18 protein-coding genes are annotated in these 23,818 nt (G+C 38.4%); 9 read left to right on the top strand and 9 right to left on the bottom strand.

The genetic code is table 11. From position 1 onward, the window contains the following. Positions 1–187 precede the first annotated feature (187 nt). Positions 188–1,414, top strand: a complete 1,227-nt coding sequence (gene msrA, locus BM378_RS00415) for a peptide-methionine (S)-S-oxide reductase MsrA (protein ID WP_074988367.1) — start codon at positions 188–190, stop codon at positions 1,412–1,414. A gap of 77 nt (positions 1,415–1,491) precedes the next feature. Next, positions 1,492–2,262, top strand: coding sequence for a substrate-binding periplasmic protein (locus tag BM378_RS00410; RefSeq protein ID WP_074988234.1), 771 nt, complete (start codon positions 1,492–1,494; stop codon positions 2,260–2,262). Positions 2,263–2,368: 106 nt separating this feature from the next. On the opposite strand, the gene BM378_RS00405 is transcribed toward BM378_RS00410, so the two are convergent. Together BM378_RS00405 and BM378_RS00400 are read right to left on the bottom strand one after the other, a co-directional pair. Then, positions 2,369–2,788 (bottom strand): hypothetical protein, encoded by a 420-nt coding sequence (locus BM378_RS00405; protein ID WP_036968511.1) that lies wholly within the window; start codon positions 2,786–2,788, stop codon positions 2,369–2,371. Between the two features lie 282 nt (positions 2,789–3,070). Then, positions 3,071–5,113: a winged helix-turn-helix domain-containing protein gene (locus BM378_RS00400; RefSeq protein WP_074988233.1), complete on the bottom strand. Its 2,043-nt coding sequence runs from the start codon at positions 5,111–5,113 to the stop codon at positions 3,071–3,073. A gap of 221 nt (positions 5,114–5,334) precedes the next feature. Here BM378_RS00400 and BM378_RS00395 point away from each other — a divergent pair, with 221 nt between their 5' ends. The 3 genes from BM378_RS00395 to BM378_RS00385 all read left to right on the top strand — a co-directional run bounded on the left by BM378_RS00395 (position 5,335) and on the right by BM378_RS00385 (position 8,008). Beyond that, the gene (locus BM378_RS00395) at positions 5,335–6,711 is read left to right on the top strand and encodes a serine hydrolase domain-containing protein (protein ID WP_227006819.1); all 1,377 of its coding nucleotides are present in this window, start codon (positions 5,335–5,337) and stop codon (positions 6,709–6,711) included. Between the two features lie 227 nt (positions 6,712–6,938). Beyond that, positions 6,939–7,373 carry a GNAT family N-acetyltransferase gene (locus BM378_RS00390; RefSeq protein ID WP_036968502.1) on the top strand — a complete coding sequence of 145 codons (435 nt, stop codon included), beginning with the start codon at positions 6,939–6,941 and terminating at the stop codon, positions 7,371–7,373. 107 nt (positions 7,374–7,480) lie between these two features. Next, entirely contained in the window at positions 7,481–8,008 is a 528-nt protein-coding gene (locus BM378_RS00385) for a hypothetical protein (protein ID WP_036968499.1), read from the top strand. 125 nt (positions 8,009–8,133) lie between these two features. On the opposite strand, the gene BM378_RS00380 is transcribed toward BM378_RS00385, so the two are convergent. Continuing rightward, positions 8,134–8,553, bottom strand: coding sequence for a tetratricopeptide repeat protein (locus tag BM378_RS00380; protein ID WP_036968496.1), 420 nt, complete (start codon positions 8,551–8,553; stop codon positions 8,134–8,136). Between the two features lie 867 nt (positions 8,554–9,420). Between BM378_RS00380 and BM378_RS00370 the strand changes: the two genes are divergently transcribed. The 4 genes from BM378_RS00370 to BM378_RS00355 all read left to right on the top strand — a co-directional run bounded on the left by BM378_RS00370 (position 9,421) and on the right by BM378_RS00355 (position 17,454). Continuing rightward, the gene (locus BM378_RS00370; protein WP_065979906.1) at positions 9,421–10,344 is read left to right on the top strand and encodes a GGDEF domain-containing response regulator; all 924 of its coding nucleotides are present in this window, start codon (positions 9,421–9,423) and stop codon (positions 10,342–10,344) included. Between the two features lie 71 nt (positions 10,345–10,415). Beyond that, positions 10,416–11,684, top strand: a complete 1,269-nt coding sequence (locus BM378_RS00365; protein WP_036968490.1) for an ABC transporter substrate-binding protein — start codon at positions 10,416–10,418, stop codon at positions 11,682–11,684. Between the two features lie 9 nt (positions 11,685–11,693). Continuing rightward, positions 11,694–13,976: an ATP-binding protein gene (locus BM378_RS00360; RefSeq protein WP_083422845.1), complete on the top strand. Its 2,283-nt coding sequence runs from the start codon at positions 11,694–11,696 to the stop codon at positions 13,974–13,976. Between the two features lie 10 nt (positions 13,977–13,986). Beyond that, positions 13,987–17,454, top strand: a complete 3,468-nt coding sequence (locus BM378_RS00355; protein ID WP_074988230.1) for an ATP-binding protein — start codon at positions 13,987–13,989, stop codon at positions 17,452–17,454. Positions 17,455–17,518: 64 nt separating this feature from the next. Here BM378_RS00355 and BM378_RS00350 read toward each other — a convergent pair whose 3' ends face one another. The 6 genes from BM378_RS00350 to BM378_RS00325 form a co-directional block, all read right to left on the bottom strand. Further along, positions 17,519–18,397 carry a LysR family transcriptional regulator gene (locus BM378_RS00350; RefSeq protein ID WP_074988229.1) on the bottom strand — a complete coding sequence of 293 codons (879 nt, stop codon included), beginning with the start codon at positions 18,395–18,397 and terminating at the stop codon, positions 17,519–17,521. A gap of 387 nt (positions 18,398–18,784) precedes the next feature. Next, the gene (locus BM378_RS00345; protein WP_065979908.1) at positions 18,785–19,441 is read right to left on the bottom strand and encodes a 3-oxoacid CoA-transferase subunit B; all 657 of its coding nucleotides are present in this window, start codon (positions 19,439–19,441) and stop codon (positions 18,785–18,787) included. Between the two features lie 11 nt (positions 19,442–19,452). Beyond that, positions 19,453–20,151 (bottom strand): CoA transferase subunit A, encoded by a 699-nt coding sequence (locus BM378_RS00340; RefSeq protein WP_036968475.1) that lies wholly within the window; start codon positions 20,149–20,151, stop codon positions 19,453–19,455. An 11-nt stretch (positions 20,152–20,162) separates the two neighbouring features. Then, positions 20,163–21,068, bottom strand: a complete 906-nt coding sequence (locus tag BM378_RS00335) for a hydroxymethylglutaryl-CoA lyase (RefSeq protein WP_036968472.1) — start codon at positions 21,066–21,068, stop codon at positions 20,163–20,165. Further along, positions 21,065–23,032 carry an acetyl/propionyl/methylcrotonyl-CoA carboxylase subunit alpha gene (locus BM378_RS00330; protein WP_074988228.1) on the bottom strand — a complete coding sequence of 656 codons (1,968 nt, stop codon included), beginning with the start codon at positions 23,030–23,032 and terminating at the stop codon, positions 21,065–21,067. The genes BM378_RS00335 and BM378_RS00330 overlap by 4 nt, the downstream gene beginning before the upstream one ends. An 8-nt stretch (positions 23,033–23,040) precedes the next feature. Continuing rightward, positions 23,041–23,811, bottom strand: coding sequence for an enoyl-CoA hydratase/isomerase family protein (locus BM378_RS00325; protein WP_036968466.1), 771 nt, complete (start codon positions 23,809–23,811; stop codon positions 23,041–23,043). Between the last annotated feature and the right edge of the window lie 7 nt (positions 23,812–23,818).

The following is a 23,818-nucleotide window of genomic DNA, read 5'->3' as shown; positions in this document are numbered from 1 at the left end:
ATGTAAAAAGGTGCTTTTTACCTTAAATATACAAAAGAGTTAAATTGTTAGCGGTGAATCACAGCTTAGACGCGTTTAAGGTGAAATGATTTATTAAACTCGCCGGTCTTTTAAATATACAGGCTTTAATGAGGAAATTAGTATGACAATTAAGTCAATGTTACTGATATTACTGACCAGTAGTGCCATGATGACTGCAAGTAAAGTGTATTCACAAGACACCATGCAAAACGCCACGCAGCATATTGAAACTATTGTACTTGGCTCTGGCTGCTTTTGGGGGGCTGAAAAACGCTACGAAGCACTGGATGGGGTAATTGATGCTGTATCAGGCTATGCAGATGGTGAGGGATTTAAAGCAACGGATAAAAATATTACCCGTCAGTCACGTCGTTTCGACGACAATAACTATGCTGAAGTGGTAAAAGTCACTTATAACAGCAATGAAATAACCACTGAAAGCCTCCTTAAGCACTATTTTGAGAATCACGATCCTACGCAGCTTAATCGCCAAGGTAATGATGTTGGTACACAGTATCGTTCTACAATTCTTACCAGCAACGAACAGCAGCAACAAACAGCCATTGAATTAAAACAGACGTACCAAGTAAAGTTAACGGCCGCAGGCTACGGAACAATTGTCACAAAAATTAAGCCGCTCAAGAAATTTTACGCAGCAGAAAATTATCATCAAGATTATTTAAAGAAAAACCCGAATGGGTATTGTCCTGATCATTCAACAGGCGTGGTATTTGATTCAACCAACAAACCCAACGTTGATAATAGTGCATTACTGACAAATAAACAGATTGTGGTTATTGATGCGAAAGGGTATTGCCCATACTGTGAAAAGTTCAAAAAAGAAGTTGCCAATAACTACCAAGGTACTATTCCCATGACCTTTCGTTATGCCGATGAGCTCGATGGGCTGACAATTAAGACCCCAACTTGGGCAACGCCAACTTTACTGTTTATAGAAAATGGTGAAGAGGTGTATGGCCGTCAAGGGTATGTAAGTAAAGATGAATTTTACAAAGCGCTCGGTGCGTTTAAGTTGGGTGACAGTGAGGCGTTTAGGGTTGCATTTCATGCTCGTACCGACAGTCCATATTGTAAGCAATATGATATTTTTAAAAATACGCCAGAGGGGGTTTTTATAGATAAACTCAGTGGTGCCCCATTATTTGATACCCGAGACCGCTTTAATTCTGGTACAGGTTGGTTATCGTTTACCCAAGCCGTTAAAGGCAGCGTCACCATGCACGAAGATAACAGTTATGGAATGCAGCGTATTGAATTAAAATCGAAAAGTTCAGGGATCCACTTAGGCCATTTATTCCCAGGTGAAGGCCCACAAGGTAAAGATAGGTATTGTATTAATGCTACGGTGCTTGAATTTGTTCCAGCAGAGTAAAATGTCGATACGCTATTAGTTCAAAGTCATTTTTTAGCCTAAGCTTGTATGTATGCCCAAAAAGTGACGTTTGAAATGTGAAAATAAATCTAATAAGTGGTTTGAGTGCTGTTGTAGTAAGCTTATTTTCGTTGCAGTTATTATGCGCAGAAAGAGCCTCGTATGTAGTAGGCGTAGAGAACATTGAATATCTACCTTATTACGAAGGGAGCGATAACAATAACTCACGGTTCACTGGATACAGCGCACAGTTATTAAAATTATTCGGTCGTAAATACGACTATAATATAGTGTTTTACCCAACGCCTCTAAACCGCCTTTATAAAGATTTTATTACGCAAAGTTACCTTGATTTTAAATACCCAGATAACCCGCAATGGCAAAAAAGTTTTAAAGATATCTACACAAAAACCAAGCAAATAGTCTATTCAAAGCCTGTTCTTACAACTGTAACCGGTATTGCGAGTCTTAATCCTGATACACAATTATCTGATTGCACCAGATTTGGTAAAGTGCGTGGTTTCACCTCACAACGTTTTAAAGCATATTTTGAAAAAGAGGGAATTGCCGTTATCGAAACTGCGGATACAACGGAGCTTATTTCTTTGCTTTTATTGAACCGAATAAATTGTATTTATATCTCGCGGGATGTTCTTAACTATAAATTACGGAAAAAGTTAAATGTAACGACCGATGTCTACTTCCATGAATTGCTCGGTGTAGATGTACAAGACTTTCATGTATCGACGATTAATCATCCAGAGATTATTACTCAGTTTAACCAATTTTTAGCTACGTATAGTGAAGAAATTCAAGAACTGAAAGAGAAATTTAGTATAGGCCAATAGGGGGTTACAGTTTGCTTATTGGTTTATCATGTAAATCAGGCGCGAAAAAAAGCCCGGTCAGAACACACAAGAACCGGGCTTTCGACAACAATTTGGTGGGGTAACTTTACAACGCTAAGTTTTGCTTTGCGCGAGTTAAGTTATGATTTACAAGTTCGTTTTTAGAAATTTGAACTGCTTCATAAAAATCAGAAAGAGCTGCAGTATCGTTTTCTGACATGATGCGTGCAACACCACGATTACTTAATGCAAACGAAGTTAATTCGCGACGTTTGTATCCAGGTACTTTACTTGTACTAAGAAGTGAAATTGCCTCGGTACACAGGCTTTCAGCTTCTGAAAAATTCTTTTCTTTTACGCTCAATGCACAACGGTTGAAAGCATTTTCGTATGTGCTGTTTACGTCGTTTGAAGAGTGAGCTTGCTCGATAACCATCAGTTTATAATCAGCTTGGTTGGCTACTGCCATCGCTGAGCAAGTTAATAAAGAGCTAAGTGCAATAGTGGTTACAAGTGTTTTAAACATGATAGATTTCCTTTGGTTAAGTTGGTGTTTCTTGCCAACGAGTGAACTTTAAAATATTCCCCAAAGCTAAACAAACGATTAAATTAAACCTGATAGATGAAGAAATTTAATCTATAGAGTAATTACTCAATTCTCAGCGATTTAGTAGTGAAAATTAGAGAGGAGAGTGTCTGAAAATTACTTTCAAACACAATAAGCTTTGTTATGTGAATGCTATTTATGTACTGATGTGATCAGTTTGGTTGAAAACACATACTCTAGATCAGCTAGTTATGATTGAAGCTATTTATTTAATGTAATATGCAAAACTAAAATATCTGCTGTATCAGTTTGTTCTTTGAGTAAGATAGTATTACCGCTTATAGCAGTTATTTGACTACATAAATCCGCACAAAACTTTTCAAAATCAATACTTAAATTTTGAACACCAAGTTCATAATCGTAAAAATTCATTGTCCTAGAGTCGTTTTCTTTGTATTGAAGATAGAAGCCATTTTTAATTGGGTAAATGCTTGAAATAAAATGCGTATTATCAATTAGATTGGTACCAGAAGCAGTCATTACTTGGCCACTTGAAAAACTAAGTAATTCGTCGTTATGATTTAAAAAAATATCTTTATCTTTCAATTGCGTTTTTAATGACACTATTTCGTCAGTAACTAAATCAAATTTAACTATTTCATCATTGTGAGTGTTCTTATCAACAAACAAAATAGCATCTGACTGTCTATACCACCCGATTGGATACCCAATGATTCCATTTAACCATTCGATTGCGAACTGGTCTTCCTCTAGCTTAATAAGAAATGGTTTGTTATTTATACTGCTTGCGATACGTGTTCCAGAGGGGTCCCATATTGGTTTTGATAAAGCATATTCTTGCTCAGTGTTAACGAACAATAATTGTTCTTCTTCAGTCTCAATATGTTTAATAAAAAGTTGTGGAAGTCCATTTTTCATTGACATGTAGGCGATGAGTTTTTCATCAGGTGAAAGTGCAGCTTCTTTATCAATGGTATTAGAGTTTACGATTTTTATAGGAGTAGAGAGTGAATCTAAAGCGCTAATCAAAATATCTTGATCAGACTTAGCCTCAATAAAATACAGTTTGTCCTTAACGATTTGTGGATAAATCAAAAAGTTATAGCTTTTAAAATAAAGAGTCGTTAATTGGCCGTTTAATTCAAGTTGTTTTAACTCACTGCCATTACTCAATAACAAAGACTCACCATCGTTAAACCAAGTCATAAAGTGCCAGTTATGATCAATTTCACCGACTGATTCAAGGTTAAAACTCGATAAATTTAATAGTTTTACCTCCGAGATTGCATCTTCATTGAAGCCAATTATCGCTAATTGTTTCTGGTTAGGTGATAAAGCGAGCTTGTAGGGCTTGAAATCATCACTTGGTTGAAGAATTTCGTAAGAATGGCCAGTAATCAAGTTATGTCGATATAGGCTTACATTACGGCTGTGTTCGGAACTGTTTTGATTTGCTAAATAGAAAAGGTTTTCTTGTTCATCTATAAAAAACAAGCTGTTCCAAGTTATATCTGTACGAGAAAAGAGTTTTTCTTCGCTGATCACGTTCGCTTCTGTATCTAATTGCAGTCGATTGAATGAAATACTCCCTTCATCTTGAAACGAATATACAAGCGTATTTGCATCTGTATCCCATGCAAGGTAGGTGAACGCTTTTAAGTCTGTACTTAATTCTTTATATGAATTTAATAGTAAATCTTTGATTAAAAGCCTTCGCTTATTAGGACGATTGGTATTTTGTATGTAAGCCATGAAACGCCCATCAGGACTAACTTGTAGGTAACGCTCTTTTTCATTGCTTGCAGTAATAGGCTTAAGATCTTCTAAAGAAATGTGTTTATCTTCGTTAAGGAAATTGAAAAGGAAGATAATGATAAACAAAGCAGGGATAATTAAGAGTGCTAGTTTTGTATTTTTTATCTGATGTATTTTTGTTAATGGAGTGCTCGTTTTTTCATCAGAAAAACGTATTTCAGCCTCGAGACTATAGCCCCGTTTTGGGTGTGTTTTTATAATGTGCTTTTCTTCATCGGATAACGCTTGTCTTAACAAAGCAATATTTCTGCGAACTGAATTAGGGCTGTAAATAGCTTGTGGCCAAACATTAGCAAAAAGCATTTCGGCTGATAACACTTGATGTGGTTTTTGCGAAAATACTTCAAGAAGTGCCATCACCTTAGGCTCTAAAACAACAACTTTACCATCTGTTTGAATTTCGCCAGTCTCAAAATTAACTAAAGAGTCATTAAGAAAAAATTGTTTTGATAATTTACTTTCACTCAAGTTGATAGTTATCCATTTGTTATTATTAGTTATTTTCAGCTTAATGTTTTCTTAAGCTTTTCTTAATCACTACTTCATCGCTTTTTGTTATGCGTAAAAGTAAAAGTATCGAAAGGCCAAGCGCCATATTATTCAATAAACAATAAAAGGAATGTAAAGTGAAGCGATATTTACTAATGCTCATATTTTTTATGTGTTTTATTAGCCATAAAGCACACGCAATGAAAGAGGTAGACTATAACAAATTGGCAAGTCAATTTATTACGGTTTTAAACACTAAAAATTTAGATGAGATCGAAAAATTTGTAGTAAAGAACTTCTCGCCAAATTCTCTTGCACGCTGGGAGGGTAAAGGTAAAGACCGTTATGTTGGGTATTCGATGAATGTAGCGCTTTTTCATGGAGAGTTGAGTGTTATTTCTACAGAACTTGATACGTCAACTAATCGCATCCGTCATATCAGTAAAGTTTATTCAAAGAATACAGATATGCAGCATCAAGTAGTGTTATTTTTTAATGATGACCAATTACAAGCAATAACAGGGTGGTCTATCGAAGAAACTCCACAAAACCAAGGTTCAAAAGGCTCTTTAACTGAGTCACAATTTATTGAAGAGATCAAAATCTATACTGATAAACTGGCGCAAAGAGGTAGTTTCTCTGGCACGGTATTACTTGCTAAAAATAATGACATTTTGTTCAGCGCTGCATATGGCTTTGCTTCACGTCGCTATGATGTGAAAAATAACTTAGAAACTAAGTTTCAAATTGGCTCAATGAACAAAATGTTTACTAGCGTCGCTATCTTACAGCTAATAGAAGCTGGCAAAGTATCGCTTGATGATCCACTCACTAAATTTATTGATAAAAGCATTTTAGGGAAAGGTGATTTTAGCAAAATTAAGATTCGACACTTATTAAGCCATACATCAGGGATTGGTAATATTTCTGGGTATGACGAGATACAAAATAAGGTGCGGTCTCTTAAAGGTATCCAACATTTATACAGTTCAATTGATGCTACATTTGAACCCGGAACTGAATGGCGTTACAGCAATACGGGTATGGTTTTACTTGGTCAGGTGATTGAGAATGTAACTGGTGAAAATTACTATGATTACATAAACGAAAATGTATATAAAAAAGCTAACATGCAACAAAGCGGAAGTTATGACTTAGATGTGCCTGTCAAAAATACTGCCCGTAATTATTGGTTTTCTGTCGAAACTGGTCAAGTAACTGAAAATTTGATGTTTCAATCGGTAAAAGGGGGACCTGCAGGCGGAGGTTATTCAACTGTAGGCGATTTACACAAATTCGCCATGGCAATGCAAAATGCTCAACTAGTAAGCCGTGAACTCTCTAATAAAGCCTTATCAGCAAAACCTGAGCTAAATGCACCAAACTGGGGATATGGTTTCTCTGTGAGAAGTTCAGCAGGGAATACAACTGTTGGTCATAATGGGTCCCATTTAGGCATGACAGCAAGGTTAAATATCTATCAAGAAAAAGGCTATATTCTAGTTGTTTTGGGGAATTTTCAATCTTCAGCATGGCCTGTTGTGGCAAAAGTAGATCAACTCATAAAGCGTTTGTAAAAATTCATTAAAAATAGGGGCGTATTAAAGCCCCTTATAAACAACCTGCAAATCTATTATTGTTAAATTTAATAACAATGTAATGGTTTTACGTTGTGGTAGTGTTCGTGTCAGTAGGCTATATCATGTTAAAAATGCGTTTTAATTATATATGTAGCAATCATTTAGTAACTTTGTTAAAACTAATCCTCTTAAATAACAGGTGTTAACATCACAAAGGAATACTGGTGCAAGGATATAAAATCAGCACGGATAAAAATTACCTCGATTTTGAAGTAATTTACGGTTTTATTTCAAAAAGCTATTGGGCGTCCGGAATACCAAGGCAGACGCTAGAAACAGCCATTTCAAACTCATTTTGTTTTGGTGTCTATGATAGCCATGATTATCAAATAGGTTTTGCCCGCCTTATAACAGACAAAGCAACATTTGCCTATCTTGCTGATGTATTCATAGTAGAGAGTCATCGAGGCAAAGGTTTGAGCAAGTGGCTTGTTGAGAGCATAGTCTCTCACCCAGAGCTTCAAGGCTTAAGGCGTATGGTATTGGCAACAAGAGATGCGCATGGTTTGTACGCGCAATATGGTTTTCAACCAATTAAGAATCCAGAGATGTTCATGCAAATTTGGAATCCAAATGTTTACCATGAGCTAGAGAAATAACAACAATTTAAAGGTTACATGGAACCAACTACTTTTAGTTTGTGGTGAACTTAGTGTTTGATTGCAGTGTTATCTTATAAGGCACTAGTATAATTAAGGACAGAATTATGAAAACAGGAATTTTATCTATCGGGTTATTATTTACATCAAATCTTGCTTTTGCTGATTGTAAAGTAGCGCTTGAAGAAAGGTTAAAAGACGATTTGAACCTCACATACCAACAATTTGATCAGACATACGATGCTGGGTTTAGATTGTTAGAAAAATCAGGTTGCCATGCTGAAGCCGCAATTCTGATAAAACGTTTTATCTCTCACAATAATTCAAAAGAAAGCTCGTTAACGTGGCATTTAGCTCAAATGGAAGGGCTAGCTGGTGATTATCAACAAGCTGTTTTTCACGCAAAAAAAGTATTGGACCCCGATGAAGAGCTAAGTGGTTCAAAAATGTATTGGAATGACTTTGTGTTAGGAAACATTGCTTTTTGGAATAAAGATAAAGAAAAGCTAAAACAACACATAGCAAATATTGAAAAGGGACAAAGCTTTAAACCTAACCAGATAAATCTGAACTACCTGAATCAGTTGCTCAAACATTTTGATTTAAGTTACAAACAAGCATTGTCTGAAGCTTAAGGTAAGCTTCGTTAGCTTAATTTCTAGATTGCTACTCGAATTTGAAAGAAGCATAAAATGATCAGTACATAAACGACAAAACCCAGCCTAAGCTGGGTCTTGAGACAACACAATTCTGTGAGAACTTATAATGCTAAGTTCTGTTTGGCTCGAGTTAAGTTGTGCTCTACCAAATCGTTACTTGAAATCTGCACGGCTTCATAGAAATCAGATAATGCGGCTGTCTCGTTTTCAGACATAATACGTGCAACGCCACGATTACTTAAAGCAAATGATGTTAATTCACGACGTTTATGACCAGGGACTTTACTTGTCGTTAGCAAGTTAATTGCTTTAGAGCAGAGTGCTTCGGCTGCCGCAAAGTCTTTTTCTTTAACGCTCAATGCGCACTGATTAAATGCTAATTCGTATTGATTGCTTTGTTCTGCAAGTGTTGTAGATTGGTCAATCACCATTAATTTGTAGTCACCCTGATCAGCCACTGCCATCGCTGAGCAAGTTAATAAAGAGCTAAGTGCAACGCGTTTCATAAGTGTACTAAACATAATTTTTTCCTCTGTTAGAGCCAGCATTTATTACCGACAATTCAACTTTAGTTGAGAGAGGAAAATCGAACAAACGATAAAAAAACACCCAATAGGTGAATAAATTTAACCTATAGACTTTAGTCGAATAAAAGGCTTAAAAAGTGAGGCTCTCATGCTAAGAATAGTGTTGCTGCAAGGCTTAAGCTGTATCAGGAGAGGGCAGTATCAAAAAAATTATATTCTTCGTTTTTATGATTAACACATTAAATACGTTTAAAAAAGTAGCATTGTCCCCATTTATCTTTTAAAGGTTTAATGGAAAGGTAAATGGATTTAATAACTATAGCACGGGTTGTTATTAGTACACTGTGTGGCGGAACTGTATTGTTTAAATACATTGTTTAATCTGCTCTTTAAGCTGGTACTCTGGGCTAAAAAGATGCCAAAAGGGGCATATTTATTTATGGCCATATTCCCACTTCTTTCGCTATTTCCTATTCCCCCCCCTGTATTTGAAAATGTGGCTAAAGCAAAGCACGAACAACGTAAAAAACAAAAACGATATGATAAACCCACTTCATGACAGGATTAGCTATCCATTCATTGTAATGACCTTATGCTTAAGTACATGGCGCATGCAATAAATAGCCATCATTCTTTTATACTACAAATAATGAAAAATAGTTAAGCATTAAATAGGGCTTTGACTATAATTACTGTTAAAACTTATTGAACTAACAGTTAGTTGCAGAATTAATAACATACTAAAGTGACCTTCTCATGAATAGTATGTTTTCAAAAGTTACAAGGTAAGTTAGTAAGCGATTATGCCTTAAAGAGCTGCTGCAAAGCGAAACTAAACAATAATAAAGATGAAGAATTTATATGCCTTTAACTCTAAAACTATTGTCAGAATGTAAAATACTCGTAGTTGATGATGATGAAATGATCAGACTTACACTTGAAACAATATTAGAAGAGCACTTTACTGTTTTACCATTTAGCGCTGGAAATAGTGTCTTAGAATACTGTAAAGAAAACACTGCTGATTTAATTTTGTTAGATGTGAATTTGCCTGATATCAATGGGTTAAATGTATGTAGGCAAATAAAAGACGATCTTGCCTTTGAAAATGTACCTATTGTCTTTATTACATCGACCTACGATACCGATTCACAAAATGCATGCTGGGAAGCCGGAGCAACAGATTTCATTGGAAAACCCATCACTGCTTCAACATTAATACACCGCACGAAGAATCATATTGAGAATAAACTTCGCCTCGAAAAGCTGGTTGAATTGACATACAAAGACTCTCTAACAGGTTTGTTTAATCGCCATTACCTAGACTTAGAAGTCTCTAATGTTTTTAAGCAAGCTATACGTGACAAAAGAGCTTTTAGCCTACTGATGTTAGATATCGATCATTTCAAGCGTTATAACGACCATTATGGCCATCCACAAGGCGACGTATGTATTAAAAAGATTGCTGAGGTATTAAATCGTTCAGTTAAACGCCCGCAAGATACGGTTGTACGATATGGAGGAGAAGAGTTCCTTGTGCTCTTGCCTTACACAGATTTTGATGGAGTAAAGCAAGTCTGCGAGCGAATTAATCATGAACTAGCGAGCGAAAATATTCGTCACGAAGAATCTTCTTTAAATAGGGTGTCAGTCAGTATTGGGGGAGTTGTGTATTCTCACCAAGAGATGAAACAGTTTGATGAACTTGTTTCATTAGCTGACGAAGCATTATATGAAGCAAAAAATGCGGGTAGAAATTGCTTTAAATTACATGCAATTGATTGATGAAATAATGAGATTTTAACGTTAAAAATTTCATCTATACTCATAGTTGCTTATTTACTAGGTGAATATGTATGGCTAACTTAAAAGACCGTCGATGTTTTCTAAAAAAAATGGGTGTGGGAGTCGCTGCTTCAACACTGGCATTTAAAGCACCGTATGTTTTTGCAAAAAACACTGTCACTTTGAGAGTGATGGGCACACATGTCACTTTGCAAGAAGAGTTACGTCAACGAGCAATGCGTGAGCTTGGCATTAATATCGAATTTACTCCAATGGGCAGTGCTGCTGTTTTACAAAAGGCGGCAGCGGATCCAAGTTCTTTTGATTTGTACGAACAGTGGTCTGATTCAATTAATATTTTGTGGCAGGCTGGGGCTATCCAACCATTAGATATTGATAGGCTTATTTATTGGAACGAAATTAACCCACTAACTAAAACCGGGCGTGTAATACCTGAAGCAAAAATAGGGGCGGGGGATTCACCCAATAAGCTTTTGTATGTTCAGCCTGATGGTCGCCTCGGTACGACGCCTAGCAAAAAAATCAGTTATATGCCGTATGTTCACAATGTTGATTCCTTTGGCTATAACACGCAATTTATTGAGCAAGGTATTCCCTATGAAACCGAATCGTGGGCATGGTTGCTCGACGAGAAAAATAAAGGGAAAGTAGGCTTAGTTAATGCGCCCACCATAGGTATTTTTGACGCCGCACTTGCTGTTCAGGCCCAAGGGCTGATGAGTTTTAATGACTTAGGAAATATGAGTATTACAGAAATTGATCAGCTGTTTAAAATTTTGCTCGAGAAAAAAAGGCAGGGTCACTTCGCTGGATTTTGGACATCGGTTCCACAGTCGATTGATTTTATGAAAACTAACCGTGTGACTATTCAAAGTATGTTTTCACCGGGAGTAAGTGCATGCAGAGGACAAGGTATCCCTGTTGTGTATGCTTCACCCAAAGAAGGTTATCGTGCTTGGCATGGGGTTATGTGTTTATCGGCCAATACGCAAGGGCATGTAAAAGATGCAGCGTACGATTACATGAACTGGTGGTTGTCAGGCTATCCCGGTGCATTTATAGCGCGTCAGGGCTATTACATTTCTAACCCAGAACGAAGTCAGCCTCTTATGTCTATACCAGAGTGGAATTACTGGTATCAAGGTAAAGAAGCGGTGACAGACTTAACAGGCACTGATGGAAAAATCTCTGTTCAAGCTGGGCAAGTAAGGGATGGAGGCAGCTACATTAAGCGCTTTTCTAATATCGCGGTTTGGAATACCGTCATGCCAAATTATGATTACAGTTTAGATAAGTGGTTTGAACTGCTTAATTCTTAAGGAACTGCCTTGTCGAATATTTTCTCACGCTCTGTTGCTGCAAAAATGTTATTAGCGTTGATGCTAATTTTACTTGCTATGAGCGCCAGTTACTACGTTATGAATAAACGTCTAAATACAATAGAGGTTGCTTTTAACGATATAAGCCGAATCAGTAATTACGCTGTAAGTATTCTTAGGATCAATAAAGACATAGTCGAAATGCAACGCGATATCTCTGTGTATGGCGGGAGTGGAAGCAGTGCTGTGTTTGAAAAAATCGTCGAAAATTTTCAAAGTATCAAAACACGTCTAAGCGATGTTGAGCTTAAAAATGAAGAGAATGAGAGTCAAATTTACCTCAACGCCATGTCTGAACTAGTAAAGAGGTACGGCGAGAATTTACAGGTCTTGACCAAGCGCTACGAAATAAGAGCAACATTGACAGAAAAAGAATTACCCCGAATTTACGCTGATGCAACGACACACCTTGATAACTTAATGCGAAAAGTAACCACTGTTGAAGAAAAGTTATTTATTTCTGAGTATCTCAATCTGTGGCATTCGTTGCATCGAGATGCGTATTTGTTTTTAACCAAAAAAGATTATGCAAAAAGAGCGTCAGTTAACGATGCTTTACGAATGATTTCGACGAAATTAAATGCCTCTGTGCATATTCAAAAAAGTGAATACCGCTCTGAAATTAACCAACTTTCAAAAATGGCAGATACTTATAGTCAGGCATTTGCGAGGAGTATTCAAGCAAATCGCAATTATTTAAGTTTAGTCAATGTTGTAATGGCCGGTGACGCAATTGAATTTAGTACTTTAGCAAATGAACTAAGAGAGCAATCATTAACAAGGTTAAGCCGTATCAAGGAAGAAGCAGAAAAAACAGTTTCTAAAACAGAACGTATTTTAAAGCTACTCGCGTGGGGAGTGTTAATTTACATTATTGCCTTGTCTGCTTTTTTCCATTTGCAGATCTCCAAGTCTATTAAACGCCTTACGGTGAGCTTTAAACACTTTCTTAATGGCGATTTATCAGCACCAATTTATGACTTACATAGAAAAGATGAAATAGGTGTACTTGCAAAAGCGGCAGATAGCTTCAGAATTTTAAGTAAAGATTTATCAGATGCCAAACAAACCGCCGAACATACCACTAAAGTTAAGTCAGAATTTTTGGCGAATATGAGCCACGAAATACGAACGCCTATGAACGGTATTTTGGGTATGGCACGTCAATTGAGTCGTACACCATTAAATGCAGAACAAGAAAAAATGTTGGCCATCATACACTCTTCAGGTGCGAGCTTATTAGTAATTATCAATGATATTTTAGATTTAAGTAAAATCGAAGCCTCAAAAATTGAACTGGAAGAACAGCCAATAGCATTAAACTTATTACTCGATGAGCTAACACATTTATTTAAAGCGCAAGCTAATAATAAACAAGTCGAACTGTTTATTTCAGTGTTGCCTGAGGACCCCAATTTTATATTTTTGGGAGATGAAACACGCCTTAAACAAGTGCTTATTAATTTAATTGGCAATGCAATTAAATTTACAGAAAGAGGCAGTGTATCGTTAAATGTGAGTATTCATCAGCTATCGAATGATGAATTTAGCATTACATTCCACGTTTCAGATACCGGAATTGGCATAGCGAAGGAACAGCTTAATAGCTTGTTTGAGGCCTTTTCACAAGCAGATGCCTCAATTACACGACGGTTTGGTGGTACAGGACTCGGTTTAGCCATTTCTAGTAAGCTATTAAAATTAATGGGGACTTCATTGCACGTTGAAAGTGAGTATGGTGTTGGCTCAGACTTTCATTTTGATCTCAATGTTATCCGAACGAATGAGTCTGTTTATAGTGAACAACAGCACATGCAAGAACCCCATGAGCAAGCAATTGATTTCTCTTGGCTGAATGTGCTGATTGTCGAAGATAACGAAATCAATCAAATCGTTATTGAAGCGATGTTGAGTGAGTTTAATATCAGCTCTATCAATATTGCCGATAATGGCGAGCAAGCTATTCTTCAGTGTGAAACACGGGCGTTTGATCTCATTCTTATGGATATGCAAATGCCTGTCTTAGATGGGCCGCAAGCGACATTAAGGATCAGAGAGATGCCTTCCTATAAAAACACTCCCATCATTGCTTTAACTGCCAATGTATTAAGTGCCGACAAACAACGCTGTATTGATGCCGGGATGAATGACTTTATTGCAAAACCAATTAATTATGAGTGCGTTAAAGCTATTTTGTTGAAATGGTGCACAAAAGCAGCTGATGAACGGTAAGGGGAGCTGAGTGAATATTTTACTAAAAGAAAATAAAAAAGCAGCCTCATTGAACCCATACTTTGCTTTAGTGTCGATAGTATTTGTTGTTTTTATAGCAATCGCCGTTAGCTTTTTTGAAGGGCAAGTAAAAGAAGATGTTTTAGACTCGATAGACCAAGAGTTCGTCGAAACGAATCAAAGGCTAAAAGAAATTGTAACAACGACACTGTCAGAATATAAATCAGATTTACGGTTTTTGTATTCAACCCCGCCAATTTCAGGCTTACCAAGAGCCCATTTTAACAATGGAATAGACCCATACGATGGCACTAGTTATCAGCAATGGAAAGAGCGATTAGAAACTATTTTTATTGGTTATATGGAAAATAACCTCGCCGTTGAACAGGTGCGTGTTATTGCAGTGACTGCTGAAGGTAACGAACTTATTCGTGTTCAGCGTGTTGGCGCATCTGTAGAAGCCTCTGCGGATTATTCATTACAATCTAAAAGTGGCGAGCCTTATTTCTTGCCTAGTACGTTGCTTGAACCAAAGCAAGTGTATATGTCACCACTGTCTTTAAATCGTGAGTTTGGTGAAATTGAATTTCCTTTTAAACCGATGATTCGGTTTTCGATACCAATATACAGTGAGAACGGTAAGCGTTTTGCTTTTTTAATTATGAATGTTAATGCCAGTACATTACTTAATAACCTTAAAGAAACAGTGTTTGATACCTCACAACTTATTATTAGTGGCTCTGATGGAGATTTTATTATTCATCCACTTGAAAGCTATCAATTTTCTAGAGATTTAAATCCCAGTGTAAATTGGCAGGCTGTTTACACCGAAAACATAAAGTACAACGGTATCTATTTAATAAAGTCAAAAGCGAATACAGAAGAACAGTTCTATGTACGTTCAGAAAAGTTGTATACCAGATCAGGTAATAAATATGGTTTTGTTAATTTTAACCTACTTGCACCTAAAGAATATGTGGATAATTTGATCAATGAAAAACGCTTGATCACCTACAGTCTGTTATTTGCAGTGATTGTTTTCACATCAATTCTTTTAATTACATTTTATCGTAATGCGATTAGAAGCCAATTACTCGCAGAAACCAGACAAGAAGCATCAGCAATTGTCGATGGTTCTATCGATGCAATTATTGCCCTTAACTTAAAAGGGTATCTGACCAGTTTAAACCATACTGCAGAGCGATTATTGCTCATTTCAAGTAAAGCGGCAGTAGGGAAATCAAGTAAGGAAATTGAATTTCTATCTAATTTACCAATCGATGAATATGTAAAAAAAATACAGAGTTCTAGAGCTCAAATAAAGGACGAGTGTTCATTTGTGCAAGGTGAATATATCGCGCATTACGCTATTTCAGTGAGTCCTGTTTTTTCTGAGCACAGTAACCTAAGTGGTTTGGCTTTAATAATTAGAGACATTAGTAAAGAAAAACAGGCTGAAATTAAAGTTAAACGTCTTAACTCTGAGCTTGAAGCCAAAGTGCGTAAACGTACACACGCACTTGCAGAAGCAAAAGACGAAGCAATTAAACACAGCGAGGTTAAAAGTGCATTTATTTCGAATGTGAGCCATGAACTGCGAACATCATTAAATGGTGTCATTGGCACGCTAAATATTTTGAAACGAGAAGCGCTAACAGATAAGTCACGCAAGCTTGTTGATATGATGGAGTTGAGCGCATCAAGCTTAAACTTATTAATTAACGATATTCTTGATTTGTCGAAAATAGAGGCAGGAAAACTCGACTTAAATATTCAGTTGATAAACCCGCTGCTACTGATTGAAAGTTTGGTGAGCTCGTGTGCTGTCAGAGCCTTCGATAAAGGGGTTGATGTGTACTTAGACACCACAGAACTTTCATGCGATAAGCTAGAAGTAGACCCCCTTAGACTAACTCAAATTATTAATAACCTGATTAGTAATGCCATTAAGTTTACTGAAAAAGGGTTTATTAAAATTAAAGTGAGTTCGGAGCATGTTGCTAATAATGAATATAAATTAAGGGTTAGTGTACAAGATACAGGAATTGGCATTGATCCTCTTTCGCAAAAACGACTGTTTGGTGCATTCCAACAAGCGAGTAGTGCAATTACCGAGAAATTTGGGGGGACGGGATTAGGGATATCGATCTGTAAGCAGTTATGTCATGCAATGGGTGGAGAAATTTACTTAGATTCAACTTTAAATCAAGGCAGTACATTTAGCTTTTATATTAAGGCACGCGCGAGTGAAAGAAACTTAAAGCAAGAGCAGGCATGTTTTTCTTCTAAACATGTTTTAGTGTGTAGTCAAAATGCACATATTATAGAAATAATTGAAAAATTGGTTGTTTTATATGGCGGGCACGTAAGCGTTTCATCGCTTAGTGAATTAGACCTACACGATGATGAGAACATTGATTTTGCCATAATAGACGACGAAGAAATCAATAATAATACGAGCTTAGATCACCTGCATGAAACACATAGCAGCACTCACGTTGTCTTATTGCATCAGTCTGATACTTCAATACCAAAAAGCAAAGCGGGCAAAGTGAGTAAAATAAGTAAACCCCTTACACAAACAGCCCTATTACGCGTTGCAGGGGTTGAGCTGCGTGATAACGAAACCCACACGTTATTACATGACAACAGTGATGGTGAGTTCGCAATTTCAAATGAACGTTTATCACAAATTAAAGGCAGTAAGGTACTTATTGTCGATGACAATAAAATTAACTTAGAAGTAGCGAAAGGGGCACTTGACGAGCTACCCATTGAAATACTCACGGCCAACAATGGCCAAGAAGCCATTGAACATTTATTGCAGAGCGAAGCAAGCGGAGTGCCTGTAAACTGTGTACTACTCGATTGTCAGATGCCAACTTTAAATGGCTATCAAGTGTCTGAAAAAATACGTTCAGGTGAGGCTGGTGGCGCTTTTATTAATGTGCCTGTGATTGCCATGACTGCGAGTGCGATGATGGGCGAAAAAGAAAAATGTTTATCAGTCGGTATGAATGATTATCTTAGCAAACCAATTAAAGCAGATGATGTGCTATCAAAAGTTGTGAAATGGATTTTATCTGATCATGAACAGCAAACAGAAGAACACGTTAGCACAGTAGATGAAGCGCAGTCATTATGGAATCGTCAAGAAGCGCTTGTACGGTTACTTAATAAAGAGGCTTTACTAAAAAGAATATGCCAAATATTTATGATCAACGCGCCGAAAAAACTCACTGATTTAAAAGAGCAGTTTGCAGTGCAAAATCATGCAGAAGTACATCAAACTGCGCATGCTTTAAAAGGGATGTGTGGTGAGCTGAGTGCCGATAAGCTCAGAAAATTATGTGAAGAAATTGAGTTAAAAGCACGCGAGCAAAACCTCGTAATCAAAGACACACTTCAAAAACTAGAGCGCCTGTTGCCACAACTAATGGCTGAGATAAAAGGGTGGTTAGAATCGCTAGAAAGATGAAATTACTCACGACAGAGCCCGTGTGAATGATGCCTGTGTTATACACAGGCATCCAGATAAGTGATTATTTTAAATGCTTAAACGTATCAATCATCCACTTTATAAATAACTCTAGCTGTGCGTTAGTTTCGCTCGGTTCGTGCTGGACTAAATAGTATTTATCTTTGGTTTTTAATGGCATATCAGTAAAATTAAATAGCCATTGCTCTTCAAACCAGGTTTGACTAATAGGCAAAGGAATAAGTGCAATTCCCATCCCTTGCTGTGCAGCTCGCGCAACCCCGAACATACTATCAACCTGAATAATTTGTTTTGGTGCGAAGTCTTCAATACCTGCATGTTCAGCCCATTGGTGCCATGCCCAAGGACGTGCTTTATGCAGTATTAGGGGCACTTCATTAAGGGCTTGAAAAGGGTTTTTGTGCCATGCTTGCCAGTTTTCTTTATTACATGCCGGTGTATACGACAACGAAAATAATTCGTGTACAACCCCTTCGTGTGGCTTAGATGACGATAATACAATTGATAAGTCACTTTGCTTGGTCAGTTCTTTGCGCGTTTTTAAGGTGTTTAGCTGTAAGTTAGTGTTTGGATGATCGGCGGTCCACTCACTCAACTTTGGCATTAATAATTCACTGGCAAAAAACTCAGGCAGAGTAATGCTTATAGTGATATTTTCTTGTAACTGACTAAATTCATTAATGGTTTTTTCGAGAGCTTTAATCAGAGGTGAGACGGAATCATAAAAGTTCTTACCCGCAGCGGTTAAACGAATAGAGCGAGTTTGACGTTCGAATAGCTCAATCCCCAATTGCTCTTCTAATTGCTTGATCTGATGGCTTACGGCTGACGGCGTAAGATAAAGTTGGTTTGCTGCATCTTTAAAGCTCAGTGTGCGAGCAGCGAAACAAAATGAGCGTAGGCCACGAATAGGTGTTTGCATAGTTAATTTCAGTAATTCTCAATAGCGCGTTTTATGAAGTTAAGAGCTAAGCAATTATTATCCCAATATTTAAAAACCAACAGACTAAAGGGTGAATATAGCTAACTTTTGCGATAACGCCTAAAAATTAAGCGTTAATTGCTTGTTTAATCTAGTTTTTCGCCTCAAAAAGCAAAAAAGGCGAGTGTAGCAGTTTTTATTTATTGGTAACAAGTAAAGTGCTCCTTACGTGTTACTCACAAGTTTAGGGCATTTTATACTAATTGTGTGACAAATTGGTGCAGTGAGGGGGATATAAAAGATAAAAAAATCCCTCTTGCGAGGGATTTTGGGTAACTCAGCGCCATTGGCACTGGGAATGAGGTCGGTACATTGGGATGTCAGTGGTTAGAAAACCATTTCAGGGACATCACCTTCAATAAGCAATTTTCCTGCCGTTTTGCTTATGATTTCATCTACTGACACGCCTGGTGCGCGCTCTAGTAGATGAAAAGCGCCGTCTTTGACTTCGAGTACGGCTAAATCAGTTACGATTTTCTTTACACAGTTAACCCCAGTTAACGGTAAAGTGCAACTTTCTAATAACTTAGAGTCGCCATGCTTACTTGCATGCGTCATCGTAACAATAATATTCTTCGCGCCAGCAACAAGGTCCATCGCGCCACCCATGCCTTTAATCAGCTTTTTTGGGATCATCCACGATGCGATGTTTCCGTTCTGGTCAACTTCAAATGCACCTAATACTGTTAAGTCTACATGACCACCCCGTATCATGGCAAAACTATCTGCACTATTAAATATTGCTGCACCTGTTGCTGCTGTCACGGTTTCTTTACCCGCGTTGATCATATCTGCATCAACTTGGTCTTTAGATGGGTACGCACCCATTCCTAACAGACCATTTTCAGATTGCAGCATGACTTCTATGCCATCGGGTACATAGTTAGCGACAAGGGTAGGGATACCAATCCCTAAATTAACGTAATAACCGTCTTGTAGCTCTTGTGCAACGCGCATAGCTACTTGTTCACGTGATAATGCCATTTTAATGCTCCTTAATCGCGAGTCGTTACACGTTCGATGCGTTTTTCAAAGTTACCCTTGATCACACGATTAACATAAATGCCTGGGGTGTGAATTTGGCTCGGCTCCAGTTCACCCGGCTCTACGATTTCTTCAACCTCAGCAACGGTAATCTTACCTGCGGTTGCAGCCATTGGATTAAAGTTCATAGCTGTGTGACGAAACACGAGGTTGCCATAGCGATCGGCTTTCCATGCCTTAACAATCGCAAACTCACCCGTAATTGATTCTTCTAAAATGTATGGGCGGCCATCAAATTCTTTAACTTCTTTGCCTTGTGCAACAGGGGTGCCGTAACCAGTTGCAGTGTAAAATGCCGGAATACCTGCACCACCAGCACGCATTTTCTCAGCAAGTGTACCTTGTGGCGTAAGTACTACGTCAATTTCGCCATTAAGTAACTGTTGTTCAAATAAGGCATTTTCACCAACATAAGAGGCGATGATTTTTTTAATTTGCTTGTCGTGTAGCAAAATACCTAAACCAAAGTCGTCAACACCACAGTTGTTAGATACAACCGTTAAGTTTTTTGTTTGTTTACGCTTTATTTCGCCGATAAGTCCTTCAGGAATACCACACAAGCCAAAGCCACCAGCGATAATGGTATCGCCATCTTTTAAACCTTCCATCGCAGCTTCGTAACTCGAAACCACTTTATCAAAACCGGCCATGAGCCTACTCCTTAATTATTCTGCGTGTTCTTTAGAGCAAGTGAAACCTTGCTGACAGGTTGTTTATTTAATGCGCTACAAATAGCCCAACCAGCTTTCGCCAGTCTTTCTAAATCAATTCCATGCTCTATGCCAAGCCCTTGCAGTAAGTAAACTACATCTTCAGTGGCAACATTTCCTGACGCTCCTTTGGCATAAGGGCAGCCACCAAGGCCTGCAACGGCACTGTCAACGGTTGAAATACCTCGCATTAGCGCGGTGTAAATATTTGTGAGCGCTTGCCCGTAGGTGTCGTGAAAATGTACAGCGAGTTTTGACTTATCAATATGTTGCAGTAATAAATCTAATAACTCGTCCACTTTTTTTGCTGTTCCTACACCAATTGTGTCACCAAGGCTAATCTCGTAACAACCCAAGTCTAATAAACGCTGCGACACCTTTAATACATCAGCGTAGTCAACGTCACCTTGGTAAGGGCAACCCATTACACAACTTACATAGCCACGAACACGAATATTATTTTCTTTCGCAAAGTCCATGACCTCTTTAAAGCGGTCAATACTTTCATCAATCGAGCAGTTAATGTTCTTTTGACAAAATGCTTCGCTGGCTGCGGTAAATATAGCAAACTCTTTAATGCCCACTTGATGAGCGGCTTCTGCACCACGTAAGTTAGGGGTTAGCGCACTTAAATTAACATTAGGTAAGTTTAATGCGTTGATCACATCACGTGAGTCAGCCATTTGCGGCACCCATTTAGGTGATACAAATGCACCCGCTTCAATATCGTTAAGACCCGCGTTGGCTAAGGCGTTAATTAGTTCGATTTTATCTTGGCTGGTGACGGCTGCTTCATTTTGCAGTCCATCACGGGCACCCACTTCAACAATACGTACACACGCAGGGAACTGTGTCATACCGCCTCCTGTTCCTCGACTATGGCGAGCATATCGCCATGGCTAACTAATTCACCTTCACCAAAACAGTAGCTGGTTAATACACCATCATGTGGAGCATTAAGCGTGTATTCCATTTTCATTGCTTCGATAATTACAACCGCATCGCCTTTAACTACTTCGCTACCCACAGCGACAAGGTGTTTAACGACTGTGCCGTTTAATGGGGCCGCAAGAGGAAGTGCATCACTTTCATGTTCACTAATGTAGTGTTTATCGATGAGTTCAATCACTGTTTGCTGAGCGTTATACATTACAGTGATATGCGTGTCTGTTTGGATAACATGCGCGACAACTTTTTCACCATTAATGACTAAGCGAGCAAGGCCATTTTCAACAGTGCCTGAACTTGTATAGTCAACTGAGTTGAGGTTGATTTTAAAACCATCGGCACACTTTTCAGCTTGCACCGCAACATCAGTAAATGGGATGTTTGTTAGCGCAGCGCTGTTTAGCATAAAGCCAGTTAATTGCTGCCATGGACTCGCACTACTGCCTTTTAGTGTGCTCATGTATGCAAATGCAGCGATTACTGTCGCGAGTGTATGTTGTTGCTCGTCTTTAGCGACTAATTGCGCACCTTGATCTTCAATAAAGTGTGTATCAGGCGCACCAGCTTGAAACGTAGGGTGGTTAGCAAGGTTGTGTAAAAAGTTAACGTTACAACTAAACCCAGCTAAATGAAATTGTTGCAGTGCTTTTGATAAACGACCAAGCGCAGCCTCACGGTTGTCATCGTGAACAATGAGCTTAGCAATCATTGGGTCGTAAAACGGGCTAATTTCATCGCCAGCGGCAATGCCAGTGTCTATGCGTACAAACTCTGATTCAGTCGGGGTGAATAGGGCATCAATACGGCCAGAACACGGGATAAAGTCATTGCTTGGGTCTTCTGCATAAATACGTGCTTCAAAGCTATGACCTTGCAGCTGAATATCCGCTTGTGACAGCGGCAGTTTTCCACCTGCAGCCACATTAATTTGCCAGCTTACTAAGTCAACGCCAGTGACCATTTCGGTTACCGGGTGCTCTACTTGTAAACGAGTGTTCATTTCCATGAAGAAGAACTCATCGCCACACAGTAAAAACTCAACAGTACCTGCACCACGATAGTTAATTGCTTGTGCACAGCGTACAGCGGCTTCACCCATTTCTTTTCGTAGCGAATCAGATAAACCCGGTGCCGGTGCTTCTTCAATTACTTTTTGATGGCGACGTTGTAAAGAACAGTCACGATCGCCTAAATAAACACAGTTGCCGTGATTGTCTGCAAATACTTGTACTTCAACATGACGGGGTTTAGTAACGTAACGCTCTAGAAGCACTAAATCATTACCAAAGCCTGCTTTAGCTTCACGCTTTGCCCCTTCAAGCGCACTGATAAAGTCTTTTGCATGCTCTACTACACGCATTCCTTTACCGCCACCGCCAAAGGCTGCTTTGATAAGGACAGGGTAGCCAATTTTTTCTGCTTCGGCTTTTAAAAATTCAGTGTCTTGGTTATCGCCATAATAGCCCGGCACTAAAGGGACATTGGCTTCGTGCATAATTTCTTTTGCACGCGTTTTAGAGCCCATTGCTTCAATACTTGATGCTGGAGGACCAATAAATGCAATGTCGTTTTGCTCACAGGCTAGGGCAAACTCACTGTTTTCAGATAAAAAACCGTAGCCGGGATGAATGCAATCAACGGAGGTTTGTTTTGCAACGTCGATAATTTTATCTGCGACTAGGTATGAGTCTTTACTTGGTGCAGGACCAATGTGATAAGCCTCATCGGCCAGCTTTACATGTTGCGCGTGTTTATCTGCATCTGAATATACAGCAACCGTAGTTAGGCCCATTTGTTTTGCTGTGCGCATAACACGGCAGGCAATTTCACCACGGTTTGCAACGAGAATTTTTTTCAACGTTTTTGTTGTCATAATGGATCCTATTTCTGCCAATTTGGGCTGCGTTTTTCAAAAAATGCGCTAAGACCTTCTTGTCCTTCGTCTGATACACGAATACGCGCAATACGCTCTGCTGTTAAATCGATTAGTGTTTCATCAATGGCTTTACCCGCAACATCATTGATTAGCTGTTTGGCTGCTTTCACTGCAATAGGCCCATTATTAACAAGGCTTTGCAAGTGCTTGTCTAATGCTGTTTGTAAGTCACCGGTCACTTGATGAATTAAACCTAATTGTTTCGCTGTGTGTGCATCAAAGATTTCTGCGGTTAAAAAGTAACGGCGTGCAGCACGCTCACCAATCGCTTTGATCACATACGGGCTAATCACAGCTGGAATTAAACCTAACTTCACTTCGCTTAAACAAAATTGTGCATCGTCTTGGCAAATAGCAATATCACAACAGGCTATTAAGCCTAACGCACCACCAAATGCAGCCCCTTGTACGGCACATAGCGTTGGATGAGGGCTTGTTGCAAGAACATGCATTAATTTGGCGAGTTGCTTTGAATCTGCGAAGTTTTCTGCAAAGTCATTGCCAGCCATCGACTTCATCCAATTTAAATCAGCGCCTGCAGAAAAATGCTTACCTTGTGTTTTTAATACCAAAGCACGTACATCACAGCTATTGGCGTGCTCAATGCACTGAATGAGTTCGCTAATCACGTCTTCATTAAATGCATTGTGTTTTTCTGGGCGGTTTAAAACGAGGACAGCCACATTTGATTTTGTTATTTGTAGTGTTACTGACATACGGCCT

The sequence above is a fragment of the Pseudoalteromonas lipolytica genome (assembly GCF_900116435.1).
Lineage (GTDB): Bacteria > Pseudomonadota > Gammaproteobacteria > Enterobacterales > Alteromonadaceae > Pseudoalteromonas > Pseudoalteromonas lipolytica.
This window is presented reverse-complemented; position numbering and strand designations above follow the sequence as displayed.